The sequence below is a fragment of the Rhodococcus sp. P4_E4 genome, assembly GCF_056401575.1.
The window spans coordinates 153,432-179,766 of record NZ_JBFUJB010000011.1; the positions used below are offsets into that span (position 1 = coordinate 153,432).

Genomic DNA, 26,335 nt, shown 5'->3' on the forward strand with positions numbered 1-26,335 from the left:
AGGAGATCGACGTGCAAACAGAGCAATCCCCAGCGGTAGTGCAATCCCGCGACGGCACGACCATCGCATACGAACGCTCCGGTGCCGGACCAGCAGTGGTTCTGGTTGCCGGAGCGTTCTGCGATCGAGGATGGTTCGATTCTCTCGCTGCTGCGTTGGCGGCGGACTTCACGGTGTACTCGTACGACAGGCGCGGACGCGGGGACAGCGGTGACAGTCGTGCGTTCTCGATCGACGCCGAGGTGGAGGACTTGCGGGCGGTCGTCGCTGCCACCGGTGAAACGCCGCTGGTCTACGGATTGTCGTCGGGTGCTGCGCTGGCTTTGGAAGCCGCAGCGCAGGCCGTGCCGATGCGTAAGCTCGCCGTCTACGAGGCGCCGTACATGGATGACGACCAGCGTGACGAGACTGCCCAAAGTGACCTGGAGCGGTTGATCGCGGCCGGCGACAGGGAAGGTGCTGTGACGCGTTTTCTGGATCTGACCGGTGCATCCCCGGAGATGGTCGACGAGATCAAGCGGAGTGCCGATTGGCCCGACATGTGCGCCATCGCGCACACCTTGCCTTACGACGTCGCCATGTGTGATCACGGCTGTCAGTCGCTCGACTGGCTTGCCTCCATTACCGTCCCCACCTTGGTCATGTACGGCGGTGACAGTGGTCAGTGGGCGCCTTCTTCGGCGACGCGAATCGCTGCAAAAGTCTCGGGGACAAAGACTTTGGAGATCCCCGGTCAGGGTCACGGCGTTGCCGACGACGCTATCGTCCCGGCTCTACGCGAGTTCTTTTCCGGCTAATCGCTGGGCGGCGAAAACGATCGTCAACCTAGGGTTGACGTTTTCGATTGCGTCAACCTATGGTTGACGCATGAGTAAGCCAGTGGAAATGACCAACAAGGTTCGACTCGACGACCTCATCGACGCGATCAAGAAGGTGCACACCGACGCGCTCGACCAACTGTCCGACGCCGTGATCGCCGCTGATCATCTCGGTGAAGTTGCAGATCACCTGATCGGCCACTTCGTCGACCAGGCGCGCAGGTCGGGAGCGTCGTGGACGGAGATCGGTGCGAGCATGGGTGTGTCGAAGCAGGCTGCGCAGAAGCGTTTTGTTCCCAAGGTGCCGAGTGATCAGAAGCCGATGGATCCGAACGAAGGGTTCAACCGGTTCACTCCCCGGGCGAAGAACGTCGTCACGGTCTCGCAGAACGAAGCCCGCGCCGCCGGTAACGCAGAGATCCAGCCGGAGCACCTGCTCCTGGGGCTTGTCGAGGAGCCTGCCGGGTTGGCTGCGAAGGCGATAGTGGCGCAGGGGGTGGAGCTCAGGTCCGTCCGAGCTGCAGTGGCCGGTGTACTCCCGGCTCCGACTTCCGAACTGCCAGAACTTATTCCGTACGACGCTCGCGCGCGCAAGGTGCTGGAACTGACGTTTCGTGAGGCTCTTCGCCTGGGCCACAACTACATCGGAACCGAGCACATCCTGCTCGCGCTGCTCGAACTCGAAGACGGATCAGGTGTTCTGGCTGATCTCGGATTCTCGAAGTCGGTTGCGGAGTCGAATATCGTGGGAGCGTTGGCCGTCATTCAGGATCAGTGATTCAGGGGTGAATCTGATGCAGAAGAAGGGCCGCACCCTTGCGGGTGCGGCCCTCTTCTTGTGTCACTGATTAGACAGCGCGCACATTGGTGGCCTGAGGACCCTTCTGGCCCTGGCCAACCTCGAACTCCACACGCTGGTTCTCGTCGAGCGACTTGTAGCCGTTGCCCGAGATTTCAGAGTAATGAACGAACACGTCCGGTGTTCCGTCGTCGGGAGCGATGAAACCAAAGCCCTTTTCGCCGTTGAACCACTTCACGATGCCCTGTGCCATACCGATACTCCCTACAAACTCGATCCGGGCCCTCACATCGAAGTCCCGATCTCGATGTGTCTATCCTCCCACGCCGCGCAAGTCGAACGGTGGGCGACGTGCAAAAGACGGTAATTCGGACGCTTTCGAGGAGGGAATGGCAACTGATCTTCGACTGATTTTCGACGCTGGAGCGACCCGATCGCCGAAGGCAGGGACTGGTGGCTCGCCCAACTGCCTGCGGTGATAGATCAGCGGGAATGTACTTGTCCGCTCGAGAACGGTCCATATTTATCGCTCCGATCTCTCGGAATCGCAAACGTAGGAACCCTATGGAAGATGAGGGTGGGCTAACCTCTCATTCGCTGTGCCCTCGGCGCGCGCAGCAGTCGCCGAGAAGGAGAGTGCATACATGTACGGAACGATTTGTGAATCCACGACGTCTGAACTGGTGGACCAGCTCAGTCGCCGTGGGTTCTTCGGCGTCGGCGCAGTGGCAGCGGCCGCCATCCTTGCGGGTTGTTCGACTACGTCAGATGCTTCTGATGCCGGCGAACAACGCGAGGTGATCAATGCGCTCGGCACCACCACGATCTCGGGGAAGCCGGAAAGGATCGTTGTTGCCAGCGACTTCACGGATCTCGAATTCCTGCTCTCTCTCGGCGTTCACCCAGTCGCCTACGGCAATACGGGTGCGTGGGACCGCGGTGCACTGCCTTGGCAGAGCACCGCTGGAATAGCCGATCTCGAAAGCTTCGACACCACAGGCGAAATCAACCCGGAAATCATCGCGCGCTACTCACCGGATCTCATCATCGGAATGAAGACCTATCTCGAACCGGCAGCCGAGAGGCTCAGCCAGATCGCGCCTGTCATCGCGCTGGACTGGACCACCTCGTGGCGTGACGGCGTCGCCACGGTCGGGCAGGCCGCTTTTGTCGACGAGGCCGCTGCTGCAGCGATCGCCCGGACCGACGCCCTGATCTCCGACACTGCCGCTTCGCTGAATGGCTTGGGTGGCAAGACGATCATGATCGGCTCGATGTACGGCGATCAGTTGTATGTGCAGGGGGATGCCAGTGCGCCCGGGGTTCTGCTGCGCGAACTCGGACTCAACTATCGCGGATACAACGCCGAGCAGATGACTGCGCTGTCGATGGAGCAGGCGGAGGTACTAGCACCCGCAGACATTTTGCTCAGCCTCGCTTCTGATCAGGAAGCGACGACGAGGTTGGAGAACTTCGCAGTTTTCCAGAACCTCCCCGCGGTGAAGGCGCGAGCCTATGCGCCGGTCGAACTTCTGCTCTCGAATGCCTTTGTCGACAATTTCGGTCCACTGAGCGCGCCGTACGCCTTGCCGCAGCTCGCCGAGGTCTTGACCGGGCTTGCGGCGGGCCAGGGAAAACAACTCCCCTGACCTCGCTTCCGAGCGTACGGACCCTGCGTCGGCCTAGCATCGAAACATGGTGGACATAGATCTGACTGGCCGCGCCGCAGTTGTCGGCGGATCACAACCGCTGCGAGCGATACTCGAAACCCCCACTACCCCCGGCCCGTGGCCGGGGGTAGTGATGATTCACGAGGCCTTCGGGCTCGAGGAGGTGATGCAGCGGCAAGCCAAGCGGCTGGCCTCTGCGGGATTCCTGACGCTCGCTGTCGACCTCTACAGCGCGGGCGGGGCGAAGCGGTGCCTCGTGCCCACCATGACGTCGATGCTTCGAGGACACGGCAAGGCGTTCACCGACATCGAAGTCGCTCGCAGTTGGCTGTTGGAATCCCCGGACTGCACCGGAAAGATCGGTGTCATCGGATTCTGCATGGGCGGCGGCTTCGCGATGGTCAGCGCCGGAGATTTCGACGCTGCCTCGGTCAACTACGGTCAGCTTCCACGCAAACTCGATGAGGCCGTGGTGGATGCGTGCCCGATCGTCGGGAGTTTCGGAGGCAAGGACTTCTCGCTCCGCGGTGCGGCAGCGAAGCTGGAGACGGCGCTCAGCAATGCCGGTATCGAGAACGACGTCAAGGAGTACCCCACCGCCGGCCACGCGTTCCTCAACGACGCGGAGGCCGGACCCAAGGTGCTTCGTCCGTTGGAGCGCATCCTCGGAATCGGTCCCGATCCTGTTGCAGCGCAGGATGCCTGGAAGCGAATCGACTCGTTCTTCGGGCGCCACCTGGCATGATCAGCGACTGGTTCTCTCACCGCCGTTGACTGCCAATACCTGACCGGTGATCTGCCGGGCGCCCGGTGAGGCCAAGAAGTGGACGGCTGATGCGATGTCGTCCGGTGTTCCGGCGCGCTTGGTGCTGGTGGACTCGATCAGCATCGCGCGACGCTCGTCCGTCAGAAAGTCTCGGAAGAACTCGGTGTCAGCGATGTAGCCGGGGGAGACGATGTTCGCGGTGATGCCTTCGGGCCCCAGCTCGGCGGCCAGATCGATATTCCACGTCGCAACTGCGGCTTTGGCAGCGCCGTACGCGCCCGCGCCCTTGTCGGCGGCAATCGATCCGATGGTGATGACGGCACCGCCGCTGGGGATTCGATCGCGAACTGCGGCTGTGGTCAGCACTGCCGAGATGAGATTGGAGTCCAGATTCGCACGCCACCCGGCGGCCAGGGATTCCAGATCTGACGGTGCTTCGCGATCGAAGTCCGTGTTGCCACCGGCGCAGTGCACCACGACGTCGATGGTTCCCGGAAGCGAATCCTGCAGCCGCTTCAGGTCTTTCGGGTCGGAGTTATCACACGTCAAGGCGTGAACATCGGAACCCAACTCCTCCGCGGTCTTTTCGAGTGGTTCCGTGCGTCGGCCGGTGACAAAAACTGTGTCTCCGTCTCGGGCGAACGCCGCTGCAACTGCGCGCCCGATCCCTGTTCCGCCGCCGGTTACCAGAACTGTGCGTGTCATGCCTACCTCCGTGAGCTACGTTTAGACCTATACGAAGAACGTATCATTTAGAGCTAAATGAGGTGTGCAGTGGTGGGCGATTACAACCCGGACGACGCGGTGGACGCGGTTGCGTTGGCCTGGCTTCGCGAAAGGCCGGGCACGCCCGTAGAGGGTATCGGCATTGTGACCAGGCTGTGGATGTGCGCCAAGCTGCTCGGTGAGGATCGCCGACGGGTACTCGCCTCGGCCGGTGCGGACACAGCCACGCTGGACCTACTCAGTGTCCTGCGGCGATCCGGCGAGCCGTATCAGTTGACGACTCGCCAGATCACCGAGCAGACCGGAGTCACGGCCGGTGCGATCTCGCAGCGACTCGCGCGCGCGGAGAACGCGGGTCTGGTGGAGAGGTCCTCCGCCGCGCAAGGGTCACGACTAGTGCTCGTGACCCTCACTGCCGCCGGTCACGAACTGGTGGAGCAATTGGTGGACCGAGTCCTCGGCCGTGAAGCCGAACTGACGTCGATTCTCACCGAGCAGCAGCAGGCCGAACTCACCGAACTGCTGCGTGTCTTTCTCGACGGTCTACGCGGCGAACTCGGTGACCCTGGCGTCGCGCACGTCGGGGCTTGATCAGGACAGACGCTCGAACACTGCAGCCAGGCCCTGCCCGCCGCCGATGCACATCGTCTCGAGGCCGTAACGCGCTTCGCGACGGTCCATCTCGCGCAACAGGGTGGCCAGGATTCGTCCACCCGTGGCACCGACCGGATGGCCGAGGGAGATGCCGGAGCCGTTGGGGTTGACGCGTGGGTCGTCGGCTTCGAGCTTCCAACTCTGCAGGACTGCAAGTGCTTGTGCCGCAAAGGCTTCGTTGAGTTCGATGACATCCATGTCCGCCAGGGTCAATCCGAGGCGGCCGAGTGCCTTCTCCGACGCCGGGACGGGACCGATGCCCATGGTGCGCGGGGGAACTCCGGCAACGCTCCAACTTGCCAGGCGTACGAGGGGTCGCAGTCCGAGTGCGCGGGCTTTGTCTGCGGTGGTGACGATCGCCAGCGCTGCGCCGTCGTTCTGGCCGCTGGCATTACCTGCCGTCACGGTGGAGTCCGGGTCGATCTTTGCGCGCATGGGACGAAGGCGTGCAAGCGATTCCATCGAAGTGTCGGCCCGCGGATGCTCGTCGGTGTCGACGAGCAGGGCCTCACCCTTGCGCTGCGGAACGGATACCGGAACGATTTCCTCGGCGAAGACGCCGTTCTTCTGTGCGGCAACGGCACGCTGATGCGACTGCACAGCGAGTGCGTCCTGATCTTCGCGACTGATGGAGAACTCGGCGCGCAGGTTCTCTGCCGTTTCGATCATTCCGCCGGGAACCGGGAAGTCGCGTCCGCCGGCTGTCACGCGGGCGCGCGCGAGACGATCGCTGAGCGCAACACCTTCACCCTTGACACCCCAACGCATTCCGGTTGCGTAGAACTCTGCCTGGCTCATCGACTCGGCACCACCCGCGAGGACCAGATCACTGCCACCGGACTGAACCTGCATGACGGCCTGGATGATTGCCTGCAATCCCGACCCGCACCGGCGATCCACCTGCATGCCGGGAACATCGACGCCCAGACCGGCGTTGAGCGCCGCGATGCGTCCGATCGCCGGAGCTTCACCGTTCGGCGAAGCCTGGCCGAGAATGACGTCGTCGATCTCCGCGCCGGAAATGCCGGTACGCGTGACGAGTTCGGCGATCAACGTCGAGGCGAGATCTTCCGGGGCTACGTCACGGAAGACACCGCCGAAGCGGCCGACAGGGGTGCGGAGCGGTTCACAGATGACAACGTCAGGCATTGGTTCTTCCTTGGGTATGCCCGGTCAGCGAGTGGCTGCCGAGTGATTGTTGGACGACTGAGTACGTCCGAGATCGACGGAGATGGCGTCCGCGGTGGCGACTGCGGCCGGAACCAGTTCACCGCGAACAGCTTCGGCGCTGTAGCGGGCGGCTTGGGTGGAGATGTTGACAGCCGCGACCACATCACCGGTTGCGTCCCGGATGGGTGCGGCGAGCGAGCGCAGACCCTCTTCGAGTTCCTGATCGACAATCGCGAATCCGTCGGCGCGAATCTTCTCGAGTTCGGCACGCAGACCGTCGGCGGTGGAGATGGTCTTGCCGGTCAGGCGGGCGAAGGACACTCGGGCGAGGTAGGCGTCCAGGGCGTCGTCCGGCAAGCCGGCGAGCAGAACCCTACCCATGGATGTGGCGTACGCGGGAAAGCGCGTGCCGATGGTGATGGAAACCGTCATGATGCGGCTGACCGGAACACGGGCCACGTACACGACGTCGTCGCCGTCGAGGATCGACACGGACGTGGATTCACGGACCTTGGCGGACAAGGCTTCCAGATGCGGCCCGGCGATCTCGGGAAGGGACAGACTGGAGAGGTAGCTGTAGCCGAGTTCGAGGACTCGCGGCGTCAACCAGAACACCGAACCGTCAGTACGTACGTATTCGAGTTCGACGAGTGTGAGCAGGAAGCGGCGAGCAGTCGCACGCGTGAGATCGGTGTGCCTGGCAACCTCGCTGAGGGTGCGACGCGGGTGCTCACCGTCGAAAGCCTTGATGACGGACAGTCCACGTGCCAGCGACTGCACGTAGTCCGGGGACGGTCCCGGCGCTTGCTCGCTGCTGTTCTCACTCATGTTGTCTCGTTCTCCTCAGGTTCGGCCGAGAGGTCTGCGAGTGCTTGCTTTCCCAGCGCAAAAGCCAAGTTGCTGTTCGGCACACCCGCATAAACCGCGGTATGGAGAAATACTTCCACGAGTTCGTCGGGATCGATCCCGGCACGCAGCGCAGCGCGAATGTGCATGTCGAGTTCGTGTTCGTTGCCGACGGCAGTGAGGATCGCGAGAGTGAGGAGCCTGCGGGTGTGGTGATCGAGGCCGGGGCGTGACCAGATGTCGCCCCACGCCGTGCGAGTGATGAAGTCCTGGAACGGGGCCGTGAAGTCGGTGGCACCGGCGATGGAACGATCGACGTGGGCGTCGCCGAGCACCTGACGTCGTACGGTCATACCTGCCGATACCGCGGCGCTACGTTGGGCGAGCGCAGATGTGTGCGAGGCAATATGCGTTGCAAGCAGTTTGGTGACGCGCCCGGCCTGTTCGACGTTGGCGAGGTGTGCGCCGGGATCAACCACGTGCAGTACCGCATCGGCGATACCGTCGGCGATCGCGCTCAACGTCGCCGGAGGTGTCGACGGATCCTGCTCGCCCGCGACGAGGAGCGTCGGAGCGACGATGCGGGCCAGGTCGGCACGGCCGTCCCACACCGAAAGCGCCTCGCAGCAGGCGGCATAACCCTCGTCGGGTGTGGCTTCGACCATCGCGACGTGGCGGGCGACAAGCTCCGGATCGTTTTCGGCCAGTCCCGGCGTGAACCAGCGTCCGACGACGGCGGCCGCGATGGACGCGATGCCGTCCGCACGGACAGCCTGCGCACGATCGATCCACGGCTGAGCCGGGGCGAACTGCGAGGACGTGCACATCAACGTCAACGTCTCGACGCGAGTGGGGTGGTGCGCGGCGATCCATTGGCTGACAGCGCCGCCGAGGGAGAGCCCAACGAGATGTACGGACTCGAGTTCGAGCGAATCGAGGAGAGCGATGACATCGCCGGCGAGACCGGCAATGGAGTAGGGGCCCGCAGGCACCGGTGACTTGCCGTGGCCGCGATGGTCGACGGCGATGACGCGGTAGCGATTCGACAGCGCGTGAATCTGCGGCTGCCACATGGACAGATCGGATCCGAGTGAACCCAGGAGAACCACTGCCGGGGCATCGGGATTGCCTGTCTGTTGAAAGTTGAGCGCGACGCTCATCGAGATCCTCCTGTGGGGCGTTCGGCGAGGGCGCGGTCGACCAGATCGGTGGCGTGGCCCAGATAGTGTGCGGGGTCGAGTAGTTCGGCGATCTCGGTTTCGCTCAGGTGCTCTGCGATGGCGGGATCACGATCCAACCTGGTTCCGGAAGTGGCTGCCGCGGTGACGATGTCGCGTGCTCGATCAGTGTGTGCGGACAGGGCCTTGGTGACACGCTCGGCGAGAATCAGGCCACCGGTGATGTCGAGATTACGAGCCATCGACTCGGTGTGTACTTGCAGGCCGGTGAGGCTCACGGAAAGCTGGTGCGCTGCTCCGCCTGCCAGACGCAGGAGATCGGTGACGGTTTCCCACTCGGCGTGCCAGGGGCCTGCGGCGCGAGCGAATTCGTGATCCATGTTCGACAGGGCTGTGGCCACCAGTGCGGGAGCACGTCGCGCTGCTGCGCGGGCGGTGATCGCGGCAACCGGATTCTGCTTGTGCGGCATGGCCGATGAGCCGCCCGGAGCGCTCTCGGCGACCTCGGACAGCTCGGTGGACGCCATGACGGTGATGTCGGTGGCGGGCTTGGAAACGGCGCCGGCGACGATACCGAGTGTGGTCGCGAGTTCTGCGATGGTCACGCGGTCGGTGTGCCAGGGAGTGACCTGCCTGGCCAGACCGAGTTCGTCGGCCAGCGCGTCCGCGATCCTGAGCCCGTCGGGATACAACGCAGCGAGTGTTCCTGCGGCTCCGCCGAATTGAACCGGCAACGTGGACAGCACGATTTCGAGACGAATCGCTGCGGCGTCGAGTGCGGTGAACCAACTCGATGCCAGTAGCCCGAAGGTGGTCGGAAGTGCTTGTTGTCCCAGGGTTCTCGCGACCATCGGAGTAGAGCGATGGATGCGGGCGAGGTGGGCGGCGGAATCGGCGGCGCGGGTCAGGTCGGCGAGAACCACTGTGCCCGCGCGTCGCGTCAACAGCATCAGCGCACAGTCCATGATGTCCTGACTGGTGGCGCCCGGGTGCACCACGGAGGCAGGCACACCTTCCTGTCCCACCCTTTCGCGCAGCATCTTCACCAGCGGAATGACGGGATTTCCGCCGGCAGCCGACGCGCGGCCGAGCGCCACGATGTCCAGGCCGCCCGGTTGTGAGAGTTCAGCTGCGGCGGTCGCCACCGCGGTGCAATGTTCCCCGTCGGCCAACCCGACAGTGGCCATCGCACAACTCAGTGCGGCTTCCACTTCGAGCAGCGCGGTGACCCACGCCTGGTCGGACAGGTGCTCCGATACTCGGGTGGCCCCGAACACCGGGTCGAACAGTGCGCCGCGAGTGGGCATGTGTACTCCTCTTACAGCTCGAAGAAGGGCGTCTCGACGCCGTTCGCGTCCTCGTCCTGAACATAGACCGTCCAGGAGTACCCACCGTCGACCTTGGTTGCAACCAACTTCGCGCGTTCGGTTTCGCTCAGTGAGGACAGCACCGGATCTGTTACGTGTGCGTCGGTGTCCTCGGGGAAGTACAAGCGGGTGACCAGGCGGTCGAGCATGCCGCGAGCGAAGACCGACACGTTGACGTGCGGCGCTTCGTCCGCATCCGTTTCAGTGGGCTGCGCTCCGGGCTTGACGGTGTAGACCAGTGCGGTGCCGGTGGAATCTGCTGCGCTGCGGGCGAATCCGCGAAAACCCGCCGGAGTGAGGTCCACTGCACCGCGGGGATCGTCCGGATGGTTGAAGCGCCCGAGCGTATCGGCCTGCCATGTTTCGATCATCGCGTCGGCGACGGGTGTACGGGCGCCGTCGATCACCGTGATGGCCAGCGTGATTCGTCCGGGGGTATCGCTCGGGGCAGCGTCGGGGCCGTCCGTCCAGGGGAGGCCGATGTGCCAGTACGGTCCGACGGTCTGAGAGGGCGTGACCCCGAAGGGGGCGGTGGTGAAGTCGCCGGGGACGACCGGATAAGTGGGTGCGGGCTTCGCGGTGCGATCAGTCATCGTGGTCTTCCTCGTTCTCGAATACGGAGGCATTACGGCCGCGCAGGACGATGTCGAAGCGGAACCCGAGAGCCCAGTTGGGGACTGTGGCGTCGTAGTCGAAGACGCTGACCATGCGGTGACGGGCTTCTTCGGGCACTGAGTTGTAGATCGGGTCCTGGAAGAACATCGGATCTTCGGGGAAGTACATCTGCGTCACGAGGCGCTGCGTGAATGCCGTGCCGAACAGCGAGAAATGGATGTGGGCCGGTCGCCAGGCGTTGTCGTGGTTCATCCACGGGTAGGCGCCCGGCTTGATCGTGGTGAAGCTGTAGTGGCCGTTCGCGTCGGTCACGCAGCGACCGAGCCCGTTGAAGAACGGGTCCAGCGGCGCGGGCCAGTTGTCGCCGGTGTGGCGGTAGCGTCCACCGGCGTTGGCCTGCCACACCTCGAGCAGTGTGTGGGGGACCGGCTTTCCGTCGCCGTCGAGTACACGGCCGTGAACGACGATGCGCTGTCCCTGTGCTTCGCCGCCGTTGGCAATGGTCAGGTCGTTTTCGCCGGCGCCGACGCGATCTTCGCCGAATACCGGCCCGGTGAGCTCCGTGAGGCGCTGGGGGAGCAGCTTGAGCGGTTGCTTCGGGTGGCGAAGGGAAGTGGTCTTGTAGTCCGCGAAATCGGCCGGGGCGTTGACGCCAGTCGGCCGCTGGTACCTCGGCGGTAGATGCAGCATAGGGAACCTCGTCGTTCGGTTACGTGAAGTTGTTCGCAATGTGTACATGTGTTGCGCTCTGCGAACAGAATAGTTCGTAGATGTGACCCAGGCAATGCCGGGGGCGAAAAATGTTCGTGATGCGCACGGGGGTTCACAATACGTACGCACCGCGCTACTGTGATCGACATGATGGACAAAGTCATTCCCACTGCTGCCGAGGCCGTCGCCGACGTGCCGGACGGCGTCACGATCGCTGTCGGAGGTTTCGGGCTCGTCGGAGTGCCGGAAATCCTCATCGATGCGCTCCTAGAGCAGGGCGCGACATCACTCGAAACGGTGAGTAACAACTGCGGCACCGACGGGTTCGGGCTCGGAGTGCTTCTGGAGAAGGGGCGTATCCGTCGTACTGTCAGCTCGTACGTCGGCTCCAACAAGGAGTTCGCGCGTCAGTACCTTTCCGGTGAGCTGGAAGTCGAACTCACGCCGCAGGGCACGCTCGCCGAGCGCATGCGCGCCGGGGGCGCGGGCATCCCCGCGTTCTTCACCCCGGCCGGCGTCGGCACCCAGGTCGCCGACGGCGGCCTGCCACTGCGCTACGACGGCAACGGCGGCATCGCAGTTGCCAGTCCGCCCAAGGAAACTCGTGACTTCGACGGCGTCACCTATGTGATGGAGCGCGGCATCGTCGCCGACTATGCACTGGTCCATGCCTGGAAAGGTGACCGGCACGGCAACCTCGTCTACCGCGCGAGTACCCAGAACTTCAATCCGGCTGCAGCAACGTCGGGGCGCATCACCATTGCGCAGGTCGAGCACCTCGTCGAGCCGGGTGAGCTCGACCCTGCCGAGATCCACACGCCGGGCATTCACGTTCAGCGTGTTGTCCACGTCGGCCCCGTGACGGTCGGCATCGAGAATCGGACGGTACGAGCATGACTTCTGTACTACCCACCAAACTCACCCGCGAAGAGATGGCGGCCCGCGTCGCGCGCGAACTCGAGGACGGGCAGTACGTGAACCTCGGCATCGGTATGCCGACGCTGGTTCCGAACTACCTCCCGACCGACATCACCGTTGTATTGCATTCGGAGAACGGCGTTCTGGGCGTGGGGCCGTACCCGACCGAGGACGAACTCGATCCCGAGCTGATCAATGCGGGCAAGGAGACCATCACCGTTCTCCCCGGTGCGTCGTTCTTCGACTCCTCAGCGTCGTTCGGCATGATCCGCGGCGGCCAGGTCGACGTTGCCGTGCTCGGTGCCATGCAGGTCAGTGCCACCGGAGACCTCGCGAACTGGATGATCCCCGGCCACATGGTCAAAGGCATGGGCGGCGCGATGGATCTGGTCCACGGCGCAAAGCGCGTCATCGTGATGATGGAGCACGTCTCGAAGAAGGGTGAGCACAAGATCGTCGAGGAGTGCTCGCTTCCACTGACCGGTAAGGGCTGCGTCCAGCGAATCATCACCGATATGGCCGTGATCGACGTGACTGACGACGGTCTCCGCCTGGTGGAGACGGCGCCGGGCATCAGCGTCGACGACGTGGTTGCCGCTACCGGATCGAAACTGATTCTTTGACAGTCTGTTTCATCTGATGGCTCAGCCGCCGGGTCGTGACTTCCATCCGACCCGGCGGCTGTTTTACGCCCCGACGTCGTTCAGCTCGCTCTCGACCGGAATCCAGAGCTCGAACCGCGCGACGGTGAAATCGTCGTTGTATTCGGTACGCATGATCTCGGGACCAGGTACGGAGCGAAAAGGGTTGGCCGGGAACCATTCCGTGTAGATATCTCGCCACAAGTACTGCACAGATTCGATTGCCGACCCGTCGGCGGTGAACACGGCCCACGTGTGTGCGTCGACCGTCAGCACATCGAAACCCGTGGGTGAAGGTTTGCCGGTGACCACTCCCAGGTAGTAATCCAGTTCTGTACCTTCGGTTCTGGGATGCGCCAAATTGTCGACGACACTGACGATTCCCGCCGGTTCCTGATCGGACAGCTCGCGCAACCCGCGCAACGCAACCTTGTCGACGGAGCGGGTGAAATCTTCGATCGAAGAATTGGGACCTTCGTGTACCAGTGGAACCCGGGTCTTGAACCCGACTACCGTCAGGGCAGCTTTGTCCACAAGCATGTAGTCCATCGGTGTGGCTCCTTCCAACGTCACGTGAATGACAAGTTTCGGTTGTGATTTGAGAACGGCGGGAGCGCGTTTGACCGTGCCGAGGCTCACGCCGTGAAATGCGGTGAACGCTCGTGTGAAGGCTTCCGCGGACGAGTAGCCGTACTTCACGGCGGTCTCCAACACGCCTGATCTGCTGACGGACAACTCGGCACCGGCCAGGGTGAGTCGACGTCGACGGATGTATTCGGATACGGGAATGCCGGCCAGGGCCGAGAACATCCTCCGAAAGTGATACTCCGAGGTGGTTGCCAGCCTTGCCATCTCGGCTGTGTCGATCTCGCCGCTCAGATTGCTTTCGATGTAGTCGAGCGCGCGGTTCAGTCCGTCGATCATCGTGTCTTCCTGTTCACGGGTTTCACGCTACGCAGATCACTTGGGTCGTACCCGACTATCCGTGCCCGAAAAAGTAGGGCAGGAAATGCATCTGGACAACTCAGTTAATCATCATTATCTTGAATCGAACATCGATGGTTGACCAGGAGGCACAGTGAGCACCCGTTTTCCGCAGGCTGAATTGACCGAGGTGCCCGAGGACATCGCCGCCAGGATTCTCGAGATCCAGGAGAAGTCAGGGTTCGTGCCCAACGTCTTCCTGATGTTCGCTCGGCGGCCAGCCGAGTTCCGGGCATTCTTCGCATACCACGACGCGATCATGCTCAAGGAAGATTCCGCACTCACCAAGGGCGATCGAGAAATGATCGTCACCACGATCTCTGCGGCCAACAAATGTACGTACTGCGTTGTCGCGCACGGCGCGATTCTGCGTATCTACGAGAAGAAGCCGCTGGTTGCCGACCAGGTTGCGGTCAACTATCGCACCGCAGAGATCTCCGATCGTCAGCGCGCGATGCTCGACTTCGCCACCAAGGTGAACTCCGCCTCGCACGAAATCGCCGACGTCGACTTCGACACCCTCCGTGTGCACGGCTTAGGCGACGAGGACGCGTGGGACATCGCCGCGATCACTGCATTCTTCGGGCTGAGCAATCGCATGGCGAGCTTCTCCGGCATGCTGCCCAATCCGGAGTTCTACCTGATGGGGCGCGTTCCGCGGTCCTGATTCCTGCGACTCGAACATAAGCTTTCAATTTTTCGGACCGACCGGTCGTAACGTCTGGAACTCAGCCGACGAAGTAAAGGCTGTCCACGCCGGAATTGCCGTCTTCGTAAAGAAGGCCGAAAGGTTGAGCGCTATGTCGGAGAAGTCCATCGCCCATTCTCGGAGGGTCCGCTCTGCGGCCGCCGGTGCCGTACTAGCTCTCGGATTGGCGGTGGGCGGCACAGGAATTGCATCGGCAGAGCCCGAAACCGTGTGTACCCCGAGTGCCGATCCGCTGGTGACCTGCGCCGAGGAAGAGGCAGCTGCCACCACCGACGCCGACGCGGCGACGAGCACCGAGACCACACCCGAGAAGGTTGAAGCCGGGGTCGCGGGCGCGGGCAGTGCCGAAACCGCAGGTACGGACGCCGCAGCACTGGCGGAAGCCGAAGCGAAAGCTAAAGCAGCAGCCGACGCGGCAGCGAAGGCCGCCGAAGCAGCCGCGACGGCAGGGGTCGACTCGTCCGCAGCGACAGACACTTCGGTGAAGGCGACCGAGGCAATGACTCAGGCGAGCGTCGAGGCAACCAAGGCGGCGGTCGAATCGACCAAGGCCAAGGCGGAGGCAGGGGCCGCGGAACAGTCTGCCAAGGAAGCCGAAGAGGCAGCCAAGGTTGCGGAGTCCGCGGCGGCCGATGCGAAAGAGGTAGCAAAAACAGCTCAGGCAGAAGCAGACGCCGCCGCAGCCAAGGCTGCTGAACTCGAGGAAGCGGCGAAGGCCGCCGGTTCGGGGCCCAAGACAGAAGAGGCAGCACAGGCGCGCGCCGAGGCTAATGCTCTGCAGGCCAAGGCCGATGAGGCGAAGGCTGCCGCGGATGCAAACGCCAAGCTGGTTGCGGACAAGAACAAGGAAGCCGAGGAAGCCTTCAAGAACTGGGATTTCGCGAAGGCAGCCGTCGCTAAGGCTCAGGCTCTGGCCGCCGCATGGAACGCCAAGCAGCTCGCGATCACCGTCAAGGAAACTCAGAAAGTGGCCACCGCCGCGGAAACCACGGCCAAGGCAGCCGAGTCCGCGGCTGCCACCGAGGTAGAAGCTGCCACCGCCGCCCGTAAGGCCGCTGATGAAGCGGCAGCTACCGCAGCTTCCGCACAGAAGGACGCCGACGCTGCGCAGAAGGCCGCGGAGACGGCCCAGGCCGAAGCCGATGCTGCGGGCGAGGCTGCCACCGACAAGCGAGCCATTGCCGACGAAAAGGCTGCCGAAGCCGCCAAGAAGGCCGAAGCTGCCGAAGCGGCGAGCAAGAAGGCGCAGGATCTCTACCTAGCCGCCGAAGACGCGAAGGCCGCAGCCGACGCCGCAGCAGCGAAGGCCAAGGAAGCTCAGGCCGCTGCAGCCGCCGCAAAGGCCGAAGCGGATGCAGCGCAGAAGATCGCCGACGAGCTCAAGGCAAAGGGCGAGAAGGAGATCGACAACGGAACAGGCGTCGGCGGTGAAGTGATCATCGGTGAGCACACCGACGACGACTCCGGAGTCACGAAGGTCGACGAGACCACCGCTGTAGTGAACAAGACCGGCGTCAAGCTGGTCGGCTACTACAACAACAAGGGCGCCTTCGACGTCGTCGACTACTACGTCACCGATGCCGACGGCGATCCGGCACTCGCTGGAAGCCTGCCCCCCGTCGAACTTGCTCTCGGTGACACTGCAAGCAGCAGCACCAGCGGTAGCAGCAACTCCAACCTGCCGGCTGTATTGATCGGCGTCGGAGTCGTGGGCGCTGCCGCCGCAGCAGCTACGACGGTGGTTGTTCGTCGCAAGCGTCATGACGGCCCGGGCAACACGTCTGCGTAGCGCCGGCCTCTCGGCGGTAGCGATCCTCGCCCTCCTCGCATCCGGATGTTCGGGCGAGAACGAAGGATCGCTACCTGACCGCTCGCCGGTGCAGTCGCATATCGCGGCTGCACCGGCTTCGGTGACCGTCGATCCGGCAGAACCCGAGCGGATCGAGTTGAGGTCTGCGTCCGGGGTCACGTACCTGAGCAGTCCGTTGCACTCGGAGAAACTGATGCGCGGCGGCGAGAGTGGGCAGCAACTGAATCCTGTCGACGAACTGCCGGTGTGGTGGGGCGAGAGCGGAATGCCGGGAACGTCGACCACACAAACAGTTGTCGTGGTCGGCCACAACTTCACCACTCGCGAAGCACCGTTCCGGGCACTCCGGGTGGTGGAGCCAGGAGATCACGTCCTGCTGAGCACACCGAACGGGGTGCTCGAGTACGACGTCGAAACCGTCGGGCCGCTGCACAAAGGTTCGCTGCTGGGAACTCACGAGTTGCGTGAATCAGTTCCCGGGCGGTTGATCCTCGCCAATTGTGATGTCGTCGAAGGAGAGTCGACCGACGACAATTACGTCGTCATCGCCCAGCTGGCAGCGCACTGAATCCGTGGCAGTGCAAGAATAGGGACATGGATTCCCTCGGACTTCTCTCGGAACTGGTAGCTCTCGACACGGTCTCGGGGGAGGCCGCTTCTCAACGGCGGGCGATGGATTCGATTGTCTCGTTGGTTCTCTCACGTGCGCCACAGGCGAAGGTGGAGTCAGACCTGACCGGCAATCATCCCTGGGCCTTGATCGCCAACGAGGCTGCACCCTCGGCAGCCAGACTACTGTTCGCCTGCCACGTGGACACGGTGCCAGTGGGCACTGTCTCCGACTGGGAGTTCGACCCGTACGCCGCACAGGTCGACGGCGAATTGTTCCTCGGCAGAGGGACATCGGATATGAAGGCCGGCCTTGTTGCCGCTACTGCCGCGGTTGTCGACGCTTTCGAACGTGGAGTGCCGGTCGCACTACTGCTGACGAGCGACGAGGAAATCGGATCGCTCGGGGCCGTTCGTTCGGCCGACGCCGTGGCGAATCTCGAGGTCGGGGCTGTCATCGTTCCCGAGGCGACCGGCAATCGCATCAACCTGGGGCACCGCGGTGCACTGTGGCTCGAAGTGTCCGTCAAAGGAAAAGCCGCGCACGGGAGTACGCCGCAGCGAGGAACTAACGCTGTCCTCAAACTGCTTGACGTCGTCGATCGAGCTCGGCGTGAGCTTCCGCTGTCGTCCGACGTATTTCTGGGCGCCGAAACCTGGAACCTCGGTTTGGTCGGCGGCGGTTCGGCTCCGAACATCGTGCCGGACAATGCACGTGCGGTGATCGATCACCGCACGGTGGGAGACGGCGCAGACCTGCTTGCATGGTGGCGCGCCCAACCGGAAGTCGACTCGGTGGAGACGTCGATTCACCTGGGAGGTGTGCGTACCGACGCGTCGGATCCGTGGTTGGCTACCTTGCCGATCCCTGTTGCAACCGAACCGGTTTCGTACTTCACCGACGCTTCGGTGCTGGCAGCGGCCGCCCCCGGCGCTCCCGTCGTGATCTGGGGCCCTGGCACTCCCTCGTTGATGCATGCGGCCAACGAAAGCGTCAAGGTCTCGGAACTGGACGATGCGATCGCTGCCTACGGTGCCGTGGCTGCTGCTTGGCCGACGGTGGACTGACGGACAATCAGTTCAGGAGCAAGCGCAATGTGGGCTGTCGACTCGGAAGAGTTGTTCATCGCCTGATCCAGAAGTCGCACAGCTTCTTCCGCGATTCTCTCCTGCGGCTGTCCGACCGTGGTCAACGGCGGATTGCACAGTTCGGAGAAGGGGATGTTGTCGAAACCGGTGACCAGAACGTCGCCGGGGACGTCGATGCCCAATGCGTGGCAGGTCTGCAGCACACCGAGCGCGATCAGGTCGTCGGCGCAGACCAAGGCGTCGGGGCGAGTCTTGCCGGTCAGGATGGTGTTGGACGCCGTGCGTCCCCATTCGATCGAATACTCGCCAAGTTGTGTCCACTCGTCACGAGTTTCGATTCCCATTCGATCCGCATGGCGGAAGAATCCGGCCCGGCGAAGTTCGGTCGACGAATTGGTCAGCTCGGAACTGATGAAGGCAGCCGATCGCGCGCCGCGCTCGGACAGATGCTCCATCACGAGTGATTGAGCGGCGTCGTCGTCGACACCGACCCAGTCCGTTTGGGTATCCATTGCAAACCGGTCCAGTTGAACGACCGGAAGCGTTGCTGCGCTGGCTCGTACTGCTTCGGCACTCAATTCGCCGTGGCACGGGCTGATGATGATTCCGTCTACCTGCCGCGAGACGAGCGACTTGAGCCGCTGCGCTTCCACGTCGGGATCGGAACGAGAATCGCACAGGAACAGTTGTAGGCCGCGCTGAGCCAGGACGTGTTCGACATTGACCACCAACGAAGTGAAGAAGGGATTCGCGATACTGGGAACCACCATGCCGACAGTGTCCGTCCGATTACGACGCAGTGAGCTGGCGATGATGTTTCCCGAGTATCCGAGAGAATCCGCGGCTCGTTTGATCGTCGCTGCAAGCTCGTCCGAGACAGGGCGGGATCCGGACAGTGCCCGCGACACGGTGGCAGTCGAGACCCCGGCCAGTTCCGCGACATCGCGAATGGTCGCCTTGCGCATGCGTCCCCCGTTTTCTGCTCGATTCGGGTCCGAGGTTATCGAACCGCACGGTCCAGTGTCCCGCATGTAACGCGATTGAGGCAATCGTTTACAAATTCGAATTGTGAAATCCTTGACACAACCCGGTGTTGATCGCATAACCTGCTAATTCATCAAGGCAATCGATTACATCGTGTGCAGATCTTGTGCATGGACATACAGCGCAAATCTTGCGCATGGAATGGGGTAGCTGAAGTGACCGCATCACCGCTCGGAGTCTTTCCGCCCAAGCCCTCGGCGTTGGCAGAGATGTTCACCGGCACGCCTTCTCTCATCGGGGCCATCCACCTCCCTGCTCTGCCGGGCAGCCCGCACTACACCGGGCAGCCGGTTTCGGAAATTGCTCGCTTCGCTGTGGAGGAAGCGCACGCGTACGTCGACAACGGTTTCGACGGTGTGATCGTCGAAAATCACTGGGACATACCGTTCCTCAAGCCCGGTGAACACGGATACGAAACCGCCGCCAGCATGGGAGTCATCACGGCAGCGGTGGTCGGTGAGTTCGGCAAGGCCGTCGGCGTCAGCATCCTGTCCAACGCCGGCGAGTGCGGAGTGGCCGCGGCGTGGGCGGCAGGCGCGAGTTTTGTGCGCGTCAATCAGTGGGCCAATGCCTACATTGCCAATGAGGGCTTCATCGAGGGTCAGGCGGCCAAGACGACGCGCTTCCGTCATCGCATCGGCGCCGACCCGGTCCGGATCTTCGCTGACGTGCACGTCAAGCATGGTGCGCATGCCATTGTTGCGGACCGCACCGTCGCGGAACAGACCGAAGACGCCGAGTTCTTCGATGCAGATGTCCTGATCGCGACCGGTTCGCGCACCGGTGACGCCGCTTCGGTCGACGAGGTTTCCGTGATCCGAGACAACACCGTTCTTCCCGTGATCATCGGATCCGGCATCACGGCTGCTAACGTCGCAGCGCTGATGAAGGAATGCGACGGCGCCATAGTTGCATCCTCGGTGAAGGACAATGGACGCTGGTGGGGACGGGTCGCAGGCGAGAAGGTCCGCGAACTGTCCCGGGCCGCAGGAAAGTAACCATGATTGTCTTTTGTGGATACGCCAACAACGATGTGACGGTACATGTTCCACATGTACCGGTGCTCGGAGAGCGCGTGCAGGCAACGGCCATCAGTCAGATCGACGGTGGAATGAATGCAAATGCTGCGGTATCCGCAGCCCGAATGGGCGCGCAGGTGATCTTTGCCGGTGCCGTGGGCCCGGACGCGCGATCCACCGAGTTTCTCGAAGCCCTCGAGGCTGACGGCATCGACACCAGTTGGTCGCCGCGAGATGCGTTCCTGTCGACGGCAGTTGTACTCATCGCGCAGGACGGCGATCGCTCCATCATCAGTCAAGACGACCCGAACGATGCCGAACGCATCGGAGTTGTCATCACCCGATTGGCTGCTGCCGGTGGTGGACGGCTGTTCCTCGACGGATACCGTGCGGGCTTCCTGCCAGAGGGATTGCCGGGAAGCGTAAGTCTGGTAATCGATCTGGACGGTTGTGAAAACAAAGCCGCGGCACTGCGCGCATTCGCGCTCGCTGACCACGTCGTCGTAGGGCGTGCCCTGTGGGAAGGCGAGTTCGGGATCGGTTTCGATCAGTGGCAGGCACTGGCCGCCGAGCACAACACACACCTGCTGGTGACCGACGGCTCGCGAGGTTGGACACTGGCCACACCGGGCGGCGAGGTGACGAGCGAACCGGCAGTAGTGGTCGACGTCGTCGATGCCGTCGGGGCCGGTGATTGCTTCGGCGGTACGTACATCGCTTTTGTCGACGCCGGGCGCTCACCGGTGGACGCTGCACGACTCGCGGGAGCCTCGGCTGCCTTGGCTTGCGCCACTGCCGGACCCCGTGGATGCCCCACCCGAGATGAATTGGACAGCTTCACAGCAACATTGACCCCTCACACCCTTTTGGAGACTCGATGATGAAACGTGCATTGCCTCTGGCGCTGGGAGCTGCAGTCGCGCTCACGCTCACCGCTTGTGACTCGGCTTCGTCGAGTGACTCGAAGGACGCATCGGGTGGCTCGTCCATCCCGCAGCCGACCCGAGTCGCCGAAAGCTGCGACGGGACGAACGGCAAGCTCAAGGTCGGTCTGGTGACCATCAACCTTCAGGCGCTGTACTTCAACCAGATCAACAATGCCGCCAAGAACGTCGCGGACAAGGCAGGTGTCGACCTGCAGATCATCAGTGGCAACGACGATTCCGTGGCGCAGGCCAACGCCTTCGACAATCTGATCGCCGCCGGAGTCGACGCGATCATCGTCGATGCAATCGACACGGACGGAATCAAGCCGTCGGTGGTCAAGGCCAAGAACGCGGGCATCCCCGTCGTCGCGGTCGACGCGACCATCGACGATCCGGCGCTGTCGACTCAGGTCGGTACGGCCAATGCCGAGGGCGGTGCCAAGATCGGAAACACCTTGGCCGACGTCGCGAACAACACCGGAACGGTCGGTATCGTCGGCGCGCTCAACAGTACTGTCCAGTTGGAGCGGCAGAAGGGCTTCACGGAGACCGTGACCGGCCGCGGAATGACCGTCGGCACCGTCGTGGACGGACGTAACATTCAGGAGAACGCACAGACCGCAGCGGAGAACCTGCTGACCGGCGGTGGCGACATGAAGTACGTCTACGCAACCGGTGAGCCGGCTTTGATCGGACTCGTTGCGGCGGTCAACAGTCAGAAGGCGCAGGATCGCATCGAAGCAGTCGGTTGGGATCTTTCGGATCAGGCGGTAGGCGGACTCAAAGCCGGTTGGCTTAAAGGCGTGGTCCAGCAGAACACCTTCGAATTCGGCCACGAGGCAATGAATTCGGCAATCGACCTGGCTTGTGGTCGCGGCGCTCCGGCGAACATCCCCGTCCCCACCCAGATCGTGACCCCGGAGAACGTAGCCGACTACATGTACTACTTGGAGAAGTAATCATGGCACCTCCACTGATCGAACTCTCGGGCATCACCAAGTCGTACGGACCGGTGAAGTCCCTTCAAGGAGTTGACCTTCGGCTGGCGAAGGGTGAAGTACTCGGAGTTGTCGGCGACAACGGCGCCGGCAAGTCCACCCTGATGAAGATCCTCGCGGGCGCCGTCCAGCACGACGGCGGCGAAATGCGCGTCAACGGTGAACCAGTGCGCTTCTCGACGCCGCTCGACGCGCAGCAGAAGAAGATCGGCATCGTCTACCAGGACCTGGCGTTGTGCGACACGCTCGATGTCGCGAGCAACCTGTTCCTCGGCAGAGAACCGCGAAAAGGTCCATTTCTCGACCGGCATGCCATGCACGAGAAGGCGGCTCACATTCTCGCCGACCTGCATGTCAAGGTGAAGTCGACCTACCAGGAGATCGGGCAACTGTCCGGCGGGCAGCGGCAAACCGTCGCGATCGCCCGCGCAGTCTCCTTCCGGCCAGACGTACTGATCCTCGACGAGCCCACCGCAGCGCTTGCCGTCGCCGAGGTCGAGTCGGTGCTCAAGCTGATCACGGACGTCGCAGCGGCCGGAGTGGGCGTCATTCTCGTGACACACCGCCTGCAGGACCTGTTCCGCGTATGTGACCGAATCACGGTCATGTACGAGGGGCAGAGCGTCGACGACGTTCCGATCGGCGACCTGAACATCGAGTCCCTCGTCGGACTCATCACTCGAACTCCGGTGCCGCAACGGACATCGGCAGCAACACAGGGAGCCACGGCATGACCACTCTCGAGAAGACCCAGGCGCCGATCGAGCGCAAGCTCGCCGCGAAACCCTCCTTGTGGGACAGCGTCAACAAGCCCACCCTCGCGATGCTGGCGGTGACAGTTGCTGTCGCAGCCGTCTTCTCGGCGACCACGTCGTCGTTCCTGACATTCACGAACCTGTCGAACCTGGCAACCCAGATCGCTCCGGTTCTGATCATCGCGGTGGCGATGACTTTCGTGATCACGGCAGGTCAGATCGACCTGTCCGTCGGTGCGATCGTCGCGTTCGTCGCGGCGATGAGTGCCGAGCTTATCCAGGCCGGCGTCGATTCGTCCCTGGTCTTCGTCGCCGCCCCGGTGATGGGTGCGGCCTGGGGCCTGGTCAACGGATGGCTCGCTGCCTATCAGGGTATTCCGCCGTTCATCGTGACTCTGGCGACGATGTCCGTCATTCGCGGTATCGCGCTGTATCGGACCGAAGGATTCTCCGTTCCGGTTCCGGCCGACACTTACTTCGCGAAGCTCGGAACTGCTGAGTTCCTCGGGTTCTCCGCCAGCGCCTGGATTGCTCTCGTCGTCGTGATCATCGGAGCAATTGCGCTCAACCGCATGCGCTTCGGGCGCTACGTCACCGGTATCGGATCCAACGTCGAATCCGTGCGACGGTCCGGCGTCAACACGCGTCGTGTGCTCATGATGACGCTGGTCTTCACCGGCTTGGCTGCCGGTATCGCGGGACTGCTGATCGCGGCTCGACTGGGCTCGGGTTCGGCCAACTCCGCAACGGGATTCGAGCTCACGGTGATCACCGCGGTGGTTCTCGGTGGCACCAACCTCTTCGGCGGTCGCGGCACCGTGATCGGTACCGTCATCGGCGCCGTCCTGACCGGAATCATCGCCAACGGATTGACCCTGCTCGGCGTGAGCCCATTCCTGACGCCGATCATCACCGGTGTCGTTCTGCTACTGGCCATCTGGATCAACATGCGGGGACACACCCTGAGCGCGCTGTGGCGACACCTGCAGTCCGCACCCTCGGGGCCTGCACGCTCATGAGCAAGGTTCGTACTGTCACGGGAACTGTGGACAGCTCGGAACTCGGACTGGTTCTCCCACACGAACATCTGCACAACGACGTCACCGGTGCGTACACCGAGGCCCCGGATCCGGTTGTGGCACAGCGGTTGGCCGGTCCGGTACGCGCCGAGGATGCCTGGCTTCTTCACGACAATCCGTACTACAGTCTCGACAATTGTCGAGTCGACGACGCAGCGGCCGTGGTGGAAGACCTTGTGGACTTCGCCCGCCTCGGTGGTCGGACGATCGTTGATCTGACACCGCCGGGACTGGGCCGGGCACCGGAGAAGTTGGCGGAGTTCTCGCGAAAGTCAGACGTGCGAGTGATCATGGGTTCAGGGTGGTACCTGGAGACGACCCATCCGGTCGAGGTCCACGAACTCGGTGTCGACGATCTGGCAGGTTCGCTCGTCGAGGAGTTCGATCCGGCAAAGGAATTGGCACCTGGCGTGATCGGGGAGATCGGAGTCTCCCCGCTCTTCACTCAGAACGAGGCGAAAGCGTTGAGGGCGGCATGCATCGCCCAGCGCGAGGTGGACGTGCCCCTGTTCGTCCACCTTCCGGGATGGCAGCGCGTCGGACATCACGTCGTCGACATCGTGGTCGACGAGATGGGCGTCGATCCGCAAGCAGTGGTCCTGTGCCACATGGACCCGTCCGGACACGACGCCGACTACCAACGATCGCTCGCCGACCGCGGTGTCTTTCTCGAGTTCGACATGATCGGGATGCCTTTCGATTTTCCCGGCGAGGGTCTTTCGCCGCATCCGGCGGAAACAGCCACTGCGGTAGCCGGATTGGTCACCTCCGGTCACGCATCACAGCTCCTGCTCAGTCACGACCTCTTCCTCAAATCAATGCTCAGAAAGCACGGCGGAAACGGATTCTCCTACGTACCACTCGCCTTCGCCGCCCGGTTGGTGCGCGCAGGCGTAGATCCCCAGCAAGTGTCCGCACTGATGCGAGACAACCCGAGGTCGCTCTTCGAGCAGGCCGCGAAAGGAAACAGAAGCAGTCATGGGTAAACGAGTACTGATCGCCGGCGAGAGCTGGATGACGACGTCGACGCACGTCAAGGGCGTCGACGAGTTCAGTGTCCATTCCTACGTCGAGGGAGTCGGTCCGCTTCGGGATGCGCTCACCTCACGTGGCCACGACGTGACACACATGCCCGCACACCTGGTGCCGACGCAGTTCCCCGGTACCGCAGAAGCGTTGTCCCAGTTCGACGTCGTCGTTCTCTCCGACATCGGAGCGAACTCGCTGCAGTTGGCTCCCGGTGTCTTCGACCAGTTCCGCGCCGGGGAGGATCGCCTTGTCGCGCTTCGTGACTGGGTGAACGCCGGCGGCTCACTGATGATGATCGGTGGCTACCTCTCGTTCTCCGGGTTCCAGGCGCGAGCAGCTTTCCGCCAGACCGCGATCGCCGAGGTACTGCCCGTGACGATGCTGGCCGAAGACGATCGCGTCGAGACACCGGCCGGGATCGTTCCCACCGTCGTCGATGCTGCTCACCCGGCTCTCGGTGGTGCCGGCGATTCCTGGCCGGCGCTCCTGGGATACAACCGCGTCGTCGCGAAGGACGGTGCCGTGGTTCCCGCCACCATCAACGGCGATCCGCTTGTCGCTGCCGGTGAATACGGCGCCGGACGGTCGATCGTCTTCACCTCGGACTGCTCGCCGCACTGGGCTCCGCCGGAGTTCTGTGAGCAGTGGCCTGGATACACCGACCTGTTCGACGGCTTGATCAGTTGGGTCGCCGGCGAATGAGTCGCTCCTCAGACCTGCTCGCGCGGCAGCAGAGTAATCTCGCTGCCGCGCGGGCGGTTCCATTCATCGAGGACACCATCGGCGGGACGTTGAGTGATGAGGGATTCCGCCGGTACCTCGTGATCGAAGAGGCATTCGTACTGACGGCCGTCAAGGTGTTGGGGTTGGTGGTCGCCGAATCCCCGACGCTCGACGACGCGCTCGACCACGTGACGTCGATGTCGAACCTGGTGGGCGAACAGCGCGAGTATTTCGCGCAGTTGCGTTCCCGCTTCCCGTACGCGGGGGACGCAGCGGCTCTGGTCGAGGAGTCGTCTGTGCTGTCGACGCATGCCTTGACCCTCGCTGGCGAAGAGGGCAGGGCGGCGGCCCTGGTGGGCATGTACGCCGCGGAAACCCTGTATCTGTCGTGGTGCCGGGAGGCGGCGGCAGTGAACGTACAGCGCGAACCAGCGTTGCAGGACTGGGTAGACATGCATGTCGCTCCGCCGTTCGTATCTCAGGTGGCGGTGCTGGCGTGCGAGGTGGACGCCATGCCCGAGTCCGTCACCGACGAGGACCTGGATCGGTGGTTCTCCGGCATGCTGGCCGCGGAGATCGATTTTCACAACGTGGCGGTGTGAGCTACTGCTGTGCGCCTTTATTAACCCCGCGTCGGTGTGAAACCAACAGTACACGACTTCTGGGGGTGCAATTACCACCC

General features: G+C 63.0%; 29 protein-coding genes. 19 read left to right on the top strand and 10 right to left on the bottom strand.

The window, feature by feature from the left end:
• Nucleotides 1-11 precede the first annotated feature (11 nt).
• Together AC1DVN_RS14130 and AC1DVN_RS14135 are read left to right on the top strand one after the other, a co-directional pair.
• Entirely contained in the window at nt 12-797 is a 786-nt protein-coding gene (locus tag AC1DVN_RS14130) for an alpha/beta fold hydrolase (protein ID WP_477993938.1), read from the top strand.
• Nucleotides 798-867: 70 nt separating this feature from the next.
• On the top strand, nt 868-1,596 hold the full coding sequence (locus AC1DVN_RS14135) for a Clp protease N-terminal domain-containing protein (RefSeq protein WP_477993939.1): 729 nt from the start codon (nt 868-870) through the stop codon (nt 1,594-1,596).
• Between the two features lie 70 nt (nt 1,597-1,666).
• On the opposite strand, the gene AC1DVN_RS14140 is transcribed toward AC1DVN_RS14135, so the two are convergent.
• The gene (locus AC1DVN_RS14140) at nt 1,667-1,870 is read right to left on the bottom strand and encodes a cold-shock protein (protein ID WP_003939930.1); all 204 of its coding nucleotides are present in this window, start codon (nt 1,868-1,870) and stop codon (nt 1,667-1,669) included.
• Between the two features lie 346 nt (nt 1,871-2,216).
• Here AC1DVN_RS14140 and AC1DVN_RS14145 point away from each other — a divergent pair, with 346 nt between their 5' ends.
• Nucleotides 2,217-3,266 (top strand): ABC transporter substrate-binding protein, encoded by a 1,050-nt coding sequence (locus AC1DVN_RS14145; protein WP_021331867.1) that lies wholly within the window; start codon nt 2,217-2,219, stop codon nt 3,264-3,266.
• Between the two features lie 46 nt (nt 3,267-3,312).
• A complete protein-coding gene (locus AC1DVN_RS14150) occupies nt 3,313-4,032 on the top strand; it encodes a dienelactone hydrolase family protein (RefSeq protein WP_047888312.1) in 720 nt (239 codons plus the stop codon).
• Here the strand turns inward: AC1DVN_RS14150 and AC1DVN_RS14155 are convergent, their stop codons facing one another.
• The gene (locus AC1DVN_RS14155; protein ID WP_020909286.1) at nt 4,033-4,758 is read right to left on the bottom strand and encodes an SDR family NAD(P)-dependent oxidoreductase; all 726 of its coding nucleotides are present in this window, start codon (nt 4,756-4,758) and stop codon (nt 4,033-4,035) included.
• 72 nt (nt 4,759-4,830) lie between these two features.
• On the opposite strand from AC1DVN_RS14155, the gene AC1DVN_RS14160 reads away from it, so the two are divergent.
• On the top strand, nt 4,831-5,370 hold the full coding sequence (locus tag AC1DVN_RS14160; RefSeq protein ID WP_020970947.1) for a MarR family winged helix-turn-helix transcriptional regulator: 540 nt from the start codon (nt 4,831-4,833) through the stop codon (nt 5,368-5,370).
• Here AC1DVN_RS14160 and AC1DVN_RS14165 read toward each other — a convergent pair whose 3' ends face one another.
• Genes AC1DVN_RS14165 through pcaH form a run of 6 tightly spaced genes read right to left on the bottom strand, consistent with a single transcriptional unit; the run spans nt 5,371 to nt 11,299 of the window.
• On the bottom strand, nt 5,371-6,582 hold the full coding sequence (locus AC1DVN_RS14165) for an acetyl-CoA C-acetyltransferase (protein ID WP_047888311.1): 1,212 nt from the start codon (nt 6,580-6,582) through the stop codon (nt 5,371-5,373).
• A 24-nt stretch (nt 6,583-6,606) separates the two neighbouring features.
• The gene (locus tag AC1DVN_RS14170; RefSeq protein WP_007730008.1) at nt 6,607-7,431 is read right to left on the bottom strand and encodes an IclR family transcriptional regulator domain-containing protein; all 825 of its coding nucleotides are present in this window, start codon (nt 7,429-7,431) and stop codon (nt 6,607-6,609) included.
• Entirely contained in the window at nt 7,428-8,609 is a 1,182-nt protein-coding gene (pcaDC, locus tag AC1DVN_RS14175; RefSeq protein ID WP_092764217.1) for a bifunctional 3-oxoadipate enol-lactonase/4-carboxymuconolactone decarboxylase PcaDC, read from the bottom strand. The genes AC1DVN_RS14170 and pcaDC overlap by 4 nt, the downstream gene beginning before the upstream one ends.
• Nucleotides 8,606-9,934 (bottom strand): 3-carboxy-cis,cis-muconate cycloisomerase, encoded by a 1,329-nt coding sequence (gene pcaB / locus AC1DVN_RS14180; protein WP_092764215.1) that lies wholly within the window; start codon nt 9,932-9,934, stop codon nt 8,606-8,608. The genes pcaDC and pcaB overlap by 4 nt, the downstream gene beginning before the upstream one ends.
• Nucleotides 9,935-9,945: 11 nt before the next feature.
• The gene (gene pcaG / locus AC1DVN_RS14185; RefSeq protein WP_092764213.1) at nt 9,946-10,587 is read right to left on the bottom strand and encodes a protocatechuate 3,4-dioxygenase subunit alpha; all 642 of its coding nucleotides are present in this window, start codon (nt 10,585-10,587) and stop codon (nt 9,946-9,948) included.
• Nucleotides 10,580-11,299, bottom strand: a complete 720-nt coding sequence (gene pcaH / locus AC1DVN_RS14190; protein ID WP_046379373.1) for a protocatechuate 3,4-dioxygenase subunit beta — start codon at nt 11,297-11,299, stop codon at nt 10,580-10,582. Before pcaH ends, pcaG begins: the two co-directional genes overlap by 8 nt.
• A 171-nt stretch (nt 11,300-11,470) precedes the next feature.
• On the opposite strand from pcaH, the gene AC1DVN_RS14195 reads away from it, so the two are divergent.
• The gene (locus tag AC1DVN_RS14195; protein WP_007730016.1) at nt 11,471-12,217 is read left to right on the top strand and encodes a CoA transferase subunit A; all 747 of its coding nucleotides are present in this window, start codon (nt 11,471-11,473) and stop codon (nt 12,215-12,217) included.
• Complete coding sequence (locus AC1DVN_RS14200; RefSeq protein WP_477993940.1) at nt 12,214-12,861, top strand: CoA transferase subunit B; 648 nt, start codon at nt 12,214-12,216, stop codon at nt 12,859-12,861. The genes AC1DVN_RS14195 and AC1DVN_RS14200 overlap by 4 nt, the downstream gene beginning before the upstream one ends.
• A 63-nt stretch (nt 12,862-12,924) precedes the next feature.
• Here the strand turns inward: AC1DVN_RS14200 and AC1DVN_RS14205 are convergent, their stop codons facing one another.
• A complete protein-coding gene (locus AC1DVN_RS14205) occupies nt 12,925-13,803 on the bottom strand; it encodes an AraC family transcriptional regulator (RefSeq protein WP_477993941.1) in 879 nt (292 codons plus the stop codon).
• Between the two features lie 154 nt (nt 13,804-13,957).
• Here AC1DVN_RS14205 and AC1DVN_RS14210 point away from each other — a divergent pair, with 154 nt between their 5' ends.
• From AC1DVN_RS14210 to AC1DVN_RS14225, 4 genes are all read left to right on the top strand, one after another.
• Nucleotides 13,958-14,530, top strand: a complete 573-nt coding sequence (locus tag AC1DVN_RS14210; protein ID WP_477993942.1) for a peroxidase-related enzyme — start codon at nt 13,958-13,960, stop codon at nt 14,528-14,530.
• 133 nt (nt 14,531-14,663) lie between these two features.
• Nucleotides 14,664-16,361, top strand: coding sequence for a hypothetical protein (locus AC1DVN_RS14215; RefSeq protein WP_477993943.1), 1,698 nt, complete (start codon nt 14,664-14,666; stop codon nt 16,359-16,361).
• Entirely contained in the window at nt 16,333-16,950 is a 618-nt protein-coding gene (locus AC1DVN_RS14220) for a sortase domain-containing protein (protein WP_283567703.1), read from the top strand. The genes AC1DVN_RS14215 and AC1DVN_RS14220 overlap by 29 nt, the downstream gene beginning before the upstream one ends.
• A gap of 26 nt (nt 16,951-16,976) precedes the next feature.
• Entirely contained in the window at nt 16,977-18,059 is a 1,083-nt protein-coding gene (locus AC1DVN_RS14225; RefSeq protein ID WP_477993944.1) for a M20/M25/M40 family metallo-hydrolase, read from the top strand.
• Here AC1DVN_RS14225 and AC1DVN_RS14230 read toward each other — a convergent pair.
• Entirely contained in the window at nt 18,020-19,045 is a 1,026-nt protein-coding gene (locus tag AC1DVN_RS14230) for a LacI family DNA-binding transcriptional regulator (RefSeq protein ID WP_019745496.1), read from the bottom strand. The two genes, AC1DVN_RS14225 and AC1DVN_RS14230, sit on opposite strands and share 40 nt — an antisense overlap.
• Before the next feature lie 234 nt (nt 19,046-19,279).
• Here AC1DVN_RS14230 and AC1DVN_RS14235 point away from each other — a divergent pair, with 234 nt between their 5' ends.
• Genes AC1DVN_RS14235 through AC1DVN_RS14270 form a run of 8 tightly spaced genes read left to right on the top strand, consistent with a single transcriptional unit; the run spans nt 19,280 to nt 26,255 of the window.
• A complete protein-coding gene (locus AC1DVN_RS14235) occupies nt 19,280-20,122 on the top strand; it encodes a BtpA/SgcQ family protein (RefSeq protein ID WP_003940276.1) in 843 nt (280 codons plus the stop codon).
• A 2-nt stretch (nt 20,123-20,124) separates the two neighbouring features.
• The gene (locus AC1DVN_RS14240; protein WP_092764202.1) at nt 20,125-21,024 is read left to right on the top strand and encodes a carbohydrate kinase family protein; all 900 of its coding nucleotides are present in this window, start codon (nt 20,125-20,127) and stop codon (nt 21,022-21,024) included.
• Nucleotides 21,021-22,028 carry a substrate-binding domain-containing protein gene (locus AC1DVN_RS14245; protein ID WP_019745494.1) on the top strand — a complete coding sequence of 336 codons (1,008 nt, stop codon included), beginning with the start codon at nt 21,021-21,023 and terminating at the stop codon, nt 22,026-22,028. Before AC1DVN_RS14240 ends, AC1DVN_RS14245 begins: the two co-directional genes overlap by 4 nt.
• Before the next feature lie 2 nt (nt 22,029-22,030).
• A complete protein-coding gene (locus AC1DVN_RS14250) occupies nt 22,031-22,801 on the top strand; it encodes an ATP-binding cassette domain-containing protein (protein ID WP_003939830.1) in 771 nt (256 codons plus the stop codon).
• Nucleotides 22,798-23,841 carry an ABC transporter permease gene (locus tag AC1DVN_RS14255; protein WP_020970933.1) on the top strand — a complete coding sequence of 348 codons (1,044 nt, stop codon included), beginning with the start codon at nt 22,798-22,800 and terminating at the stop codon, nt 23,839-23,841. The genes AC1DVN_RS14250 and AC1DVN_RS14255 overlap by 4 nt, the downstream gene beginning before the upstream one ends.
• Nucleotides 23,838-24,887 (top strand): phosphotriesterase family protein, encoded by a 1,050-nt coding sequence (locus AC1DVN_RS14260; RefSeq protein WP_003940279.1) that lies wholly within the window; start codon nt 23,838-23,840, stop codon nt 24,885-24,887. The genes AC1DVN_RS14255 and AC1DVN_RS14260 overlap by 4 nt, the downstream gene beginning before the upstream one ends.
• Nucleotides 24,880-25,632, top strand: a complete 753-nt coding sequence (locus tag AC1DVN_RS14265) for a glutamine amidotransferase (RefSeq protein WP_003939869.1) — start codon at nt 24,880-24,882, stop codon at nt 25,630-25,632. The genes AC1DVN_RS14260 and AC1DVN_RS14265 overlap by 8 nt, the downstream gene beginning before the upstream one ends.
• The gene (locus AC1DVN_RS14270) at nt 25,629-26,255 is read left to right on the top strand and encodes a TenA family protein (RefSeq protein ID WP_029256359.1); all 627 of its coding nucleotides are present in this window, start codon (nt 25,629-25,631) and stop codon (nt 26,253-26,255) included. Before AC1DVN_RS14265 ends, AC1DVN_RS14270 begins: the two co-directional genes overlap by 4 nt.
• Nucleotides 26,256-26,335: the final 80 nt, after the last annotated feature.

Excerpts from the sequence above, each read along its gene's own strand:
- AC1DVN_RS14220 (WP_283567703.1), top strand. The coding sequence starts at position 16,333 with ATGACGGCCCGGGCAACACGTCTGCGTAGCGCCGGCCTCTCGGCGGTA.
- AC1DVN_RS14170 (WP_007730008.1), bottom strand. The coding sequence starts at position 7,431 with ATGAGTGAGAACAGCAGCGAGCAAGCGCCGGGACCGTCCCCGGACTAC.
- AC1DVN_RS14230 (WP_019745496.1), bottom strand. The coding sequence starts at position 19,045 with ATGCGCAAGGCGACCATTCGCGATGTCGCGGAACTGGCCGGGGTCTCG.
- AC1DVN_RS14255 (WP_020970933.1), top strand. The coding sequence starts at position 22,798 with ATGACCACTCTCGAGAAGACCCAGGCGCCGATCGAGCGCAAGCTCGCC.
- pcaB (WP_092764215.1), bottom strand. The coding sequence starts at position 9,934 with ATGCCCACTCGCGGCGCACTGTTCGACCCGGTGTTCGGGGCCACCCGA.
- pcaDC (WP_092764217.1), bottom strand. The coding sequence starts at position 8,609 with ATGAGCGTCGCGCTCAACTTTCAACAGACAGGCAATCCCGATGCCCCG.
- AC1DVN_RS14245 (WP_019745494.1), top strand. The coding sequence starts at position 21,021 with ATGATGAAACGTGCATTGCCTCTGGCGCTGGGAGCTGCAGTCGCGCTC.
- AC1DVN_RS14205 (WP_477993941.1), bottom strand. The coding sequence starts at position 13,803 with ATGATCGACGGACTGAACCGCGCGCTCGACTACATCGAAAGCAATCTG.
- AC1DVN_RS14260 (WP_003940279.1), top strand. The coding sequence starts at position 23,838 with ATGAGCAAGGTTCGTACTGTCACGGGAACTGTGGACAGCTCGGAACTC.
- AC1DVN_RS14195 (WP_007730016.1), top strand. The coding sequence starts at position 11,471 with ATGGACAAAGTCATTCCCACTGCTGCCGAGGCCGTCGCCGACGTGCCG.
- AC1DVN_RS14240 (WP_092764202.1), top strand. The coding sequence starts at position 20,125 with ATGATTGTCTTTTGTGGATACGCCAACAACGATGTGACGGTACATGTT.
- pcaG (WP_092764213.1), bottom strand. The coding sequence starts at position 10,587 with ATGACTGATCGCACCGCGAAGCCCGCACCCACTTATCCGGTCGTCCCC.
- pcaH (WP_046379373.1), bottom strand. The coding sequence starts at position 11,299 with ATGCTGCATCTACCGCCGAGGTACCAGCGGCCGACTGGCGTCAACGCC.
- AC1DVN_RS14215 (WP_477993943.1), top strand. The coding sequence starts at position 14,664 with ATGTCGGAGAAGTCCATCGCCCATTCTCGGAGGGTCCGCTCTGCGGCC.
- AC1DVN_RS14150 (WP_047888312.1), top strand. The coding sequence starts at position 3,313 with ATGGTGGACATAGATCTGACTGGCCGCGCCGCAGTTGTCGGCGGATCA.
- AC1DVN_RS14135 (WP_477993939.1), top strand. The coding sequence starts at position 868 with ATGAGTAAGCCAGTGGAAATGACCAACAAGGTTCGACTCGACGACCTC.
- AC1DVN_RS14250 (WP_003939830.1), top strand. The coding sequence starts at position 22,031 with ATGGCACCTCCACTGATCGAACTCTCGGGCATCACCAAGTCGTACGGA.
- AC1DVN_RS14270 (WP_029256359.1), top strand. The coding sequence starts at position 25,629 with ATGAGTCGCTCCTCAGACCTGCTCGCGCGGCAGCAGAGTAATCTCGCT.
- AC1DVN_RS14165 (WP_047888311.1), bottom strand. The coding sequence starts at position 6,582 with ATGCCTGACGTTGTCATCTGTGAACCGCTCCGCACCCCTGTCGGCCGC.
- AC1DVN_RS14140 (WP_003939930.1), bottom strand. The coding sequence starts at position 1,870 with ATGGCACAGGGCATCGTGAAGTGGTTCAACGGCGAAAAGGGCTTTGGT.
- AC1DVN_RS14155 (WP_020909286.1), bottom strand. The coding sequence starts at position 4,758 with ATGACACGCACAGTTCTGGTAACCGGCGGCGGAACAGGGATCGGGCGC.
- AC1DVN_RS14225 (WP_477993944.1), top strand. The coding sequence starts at position 16,977 with ATGGATTCCCTCGGACTTCTCTCGGAACTGGTAGCTCTCGACACGGTC.
- AC1DVN_RS14200 (WP_477993940.1), top strand. The coding sequence starts at position 12,214 with ATGACTTCTGTACTACCCACCAAACTCACCCGCGAAGAGATGGCGGCC.
- AC1DVN_RS14265 (WP_003939869.1), top strand. The coding sequence starts at position 24,880 with ATGGGTAAACGAGTACTGATCGCCGGCGAGAGCTGGATGACGACGTCG.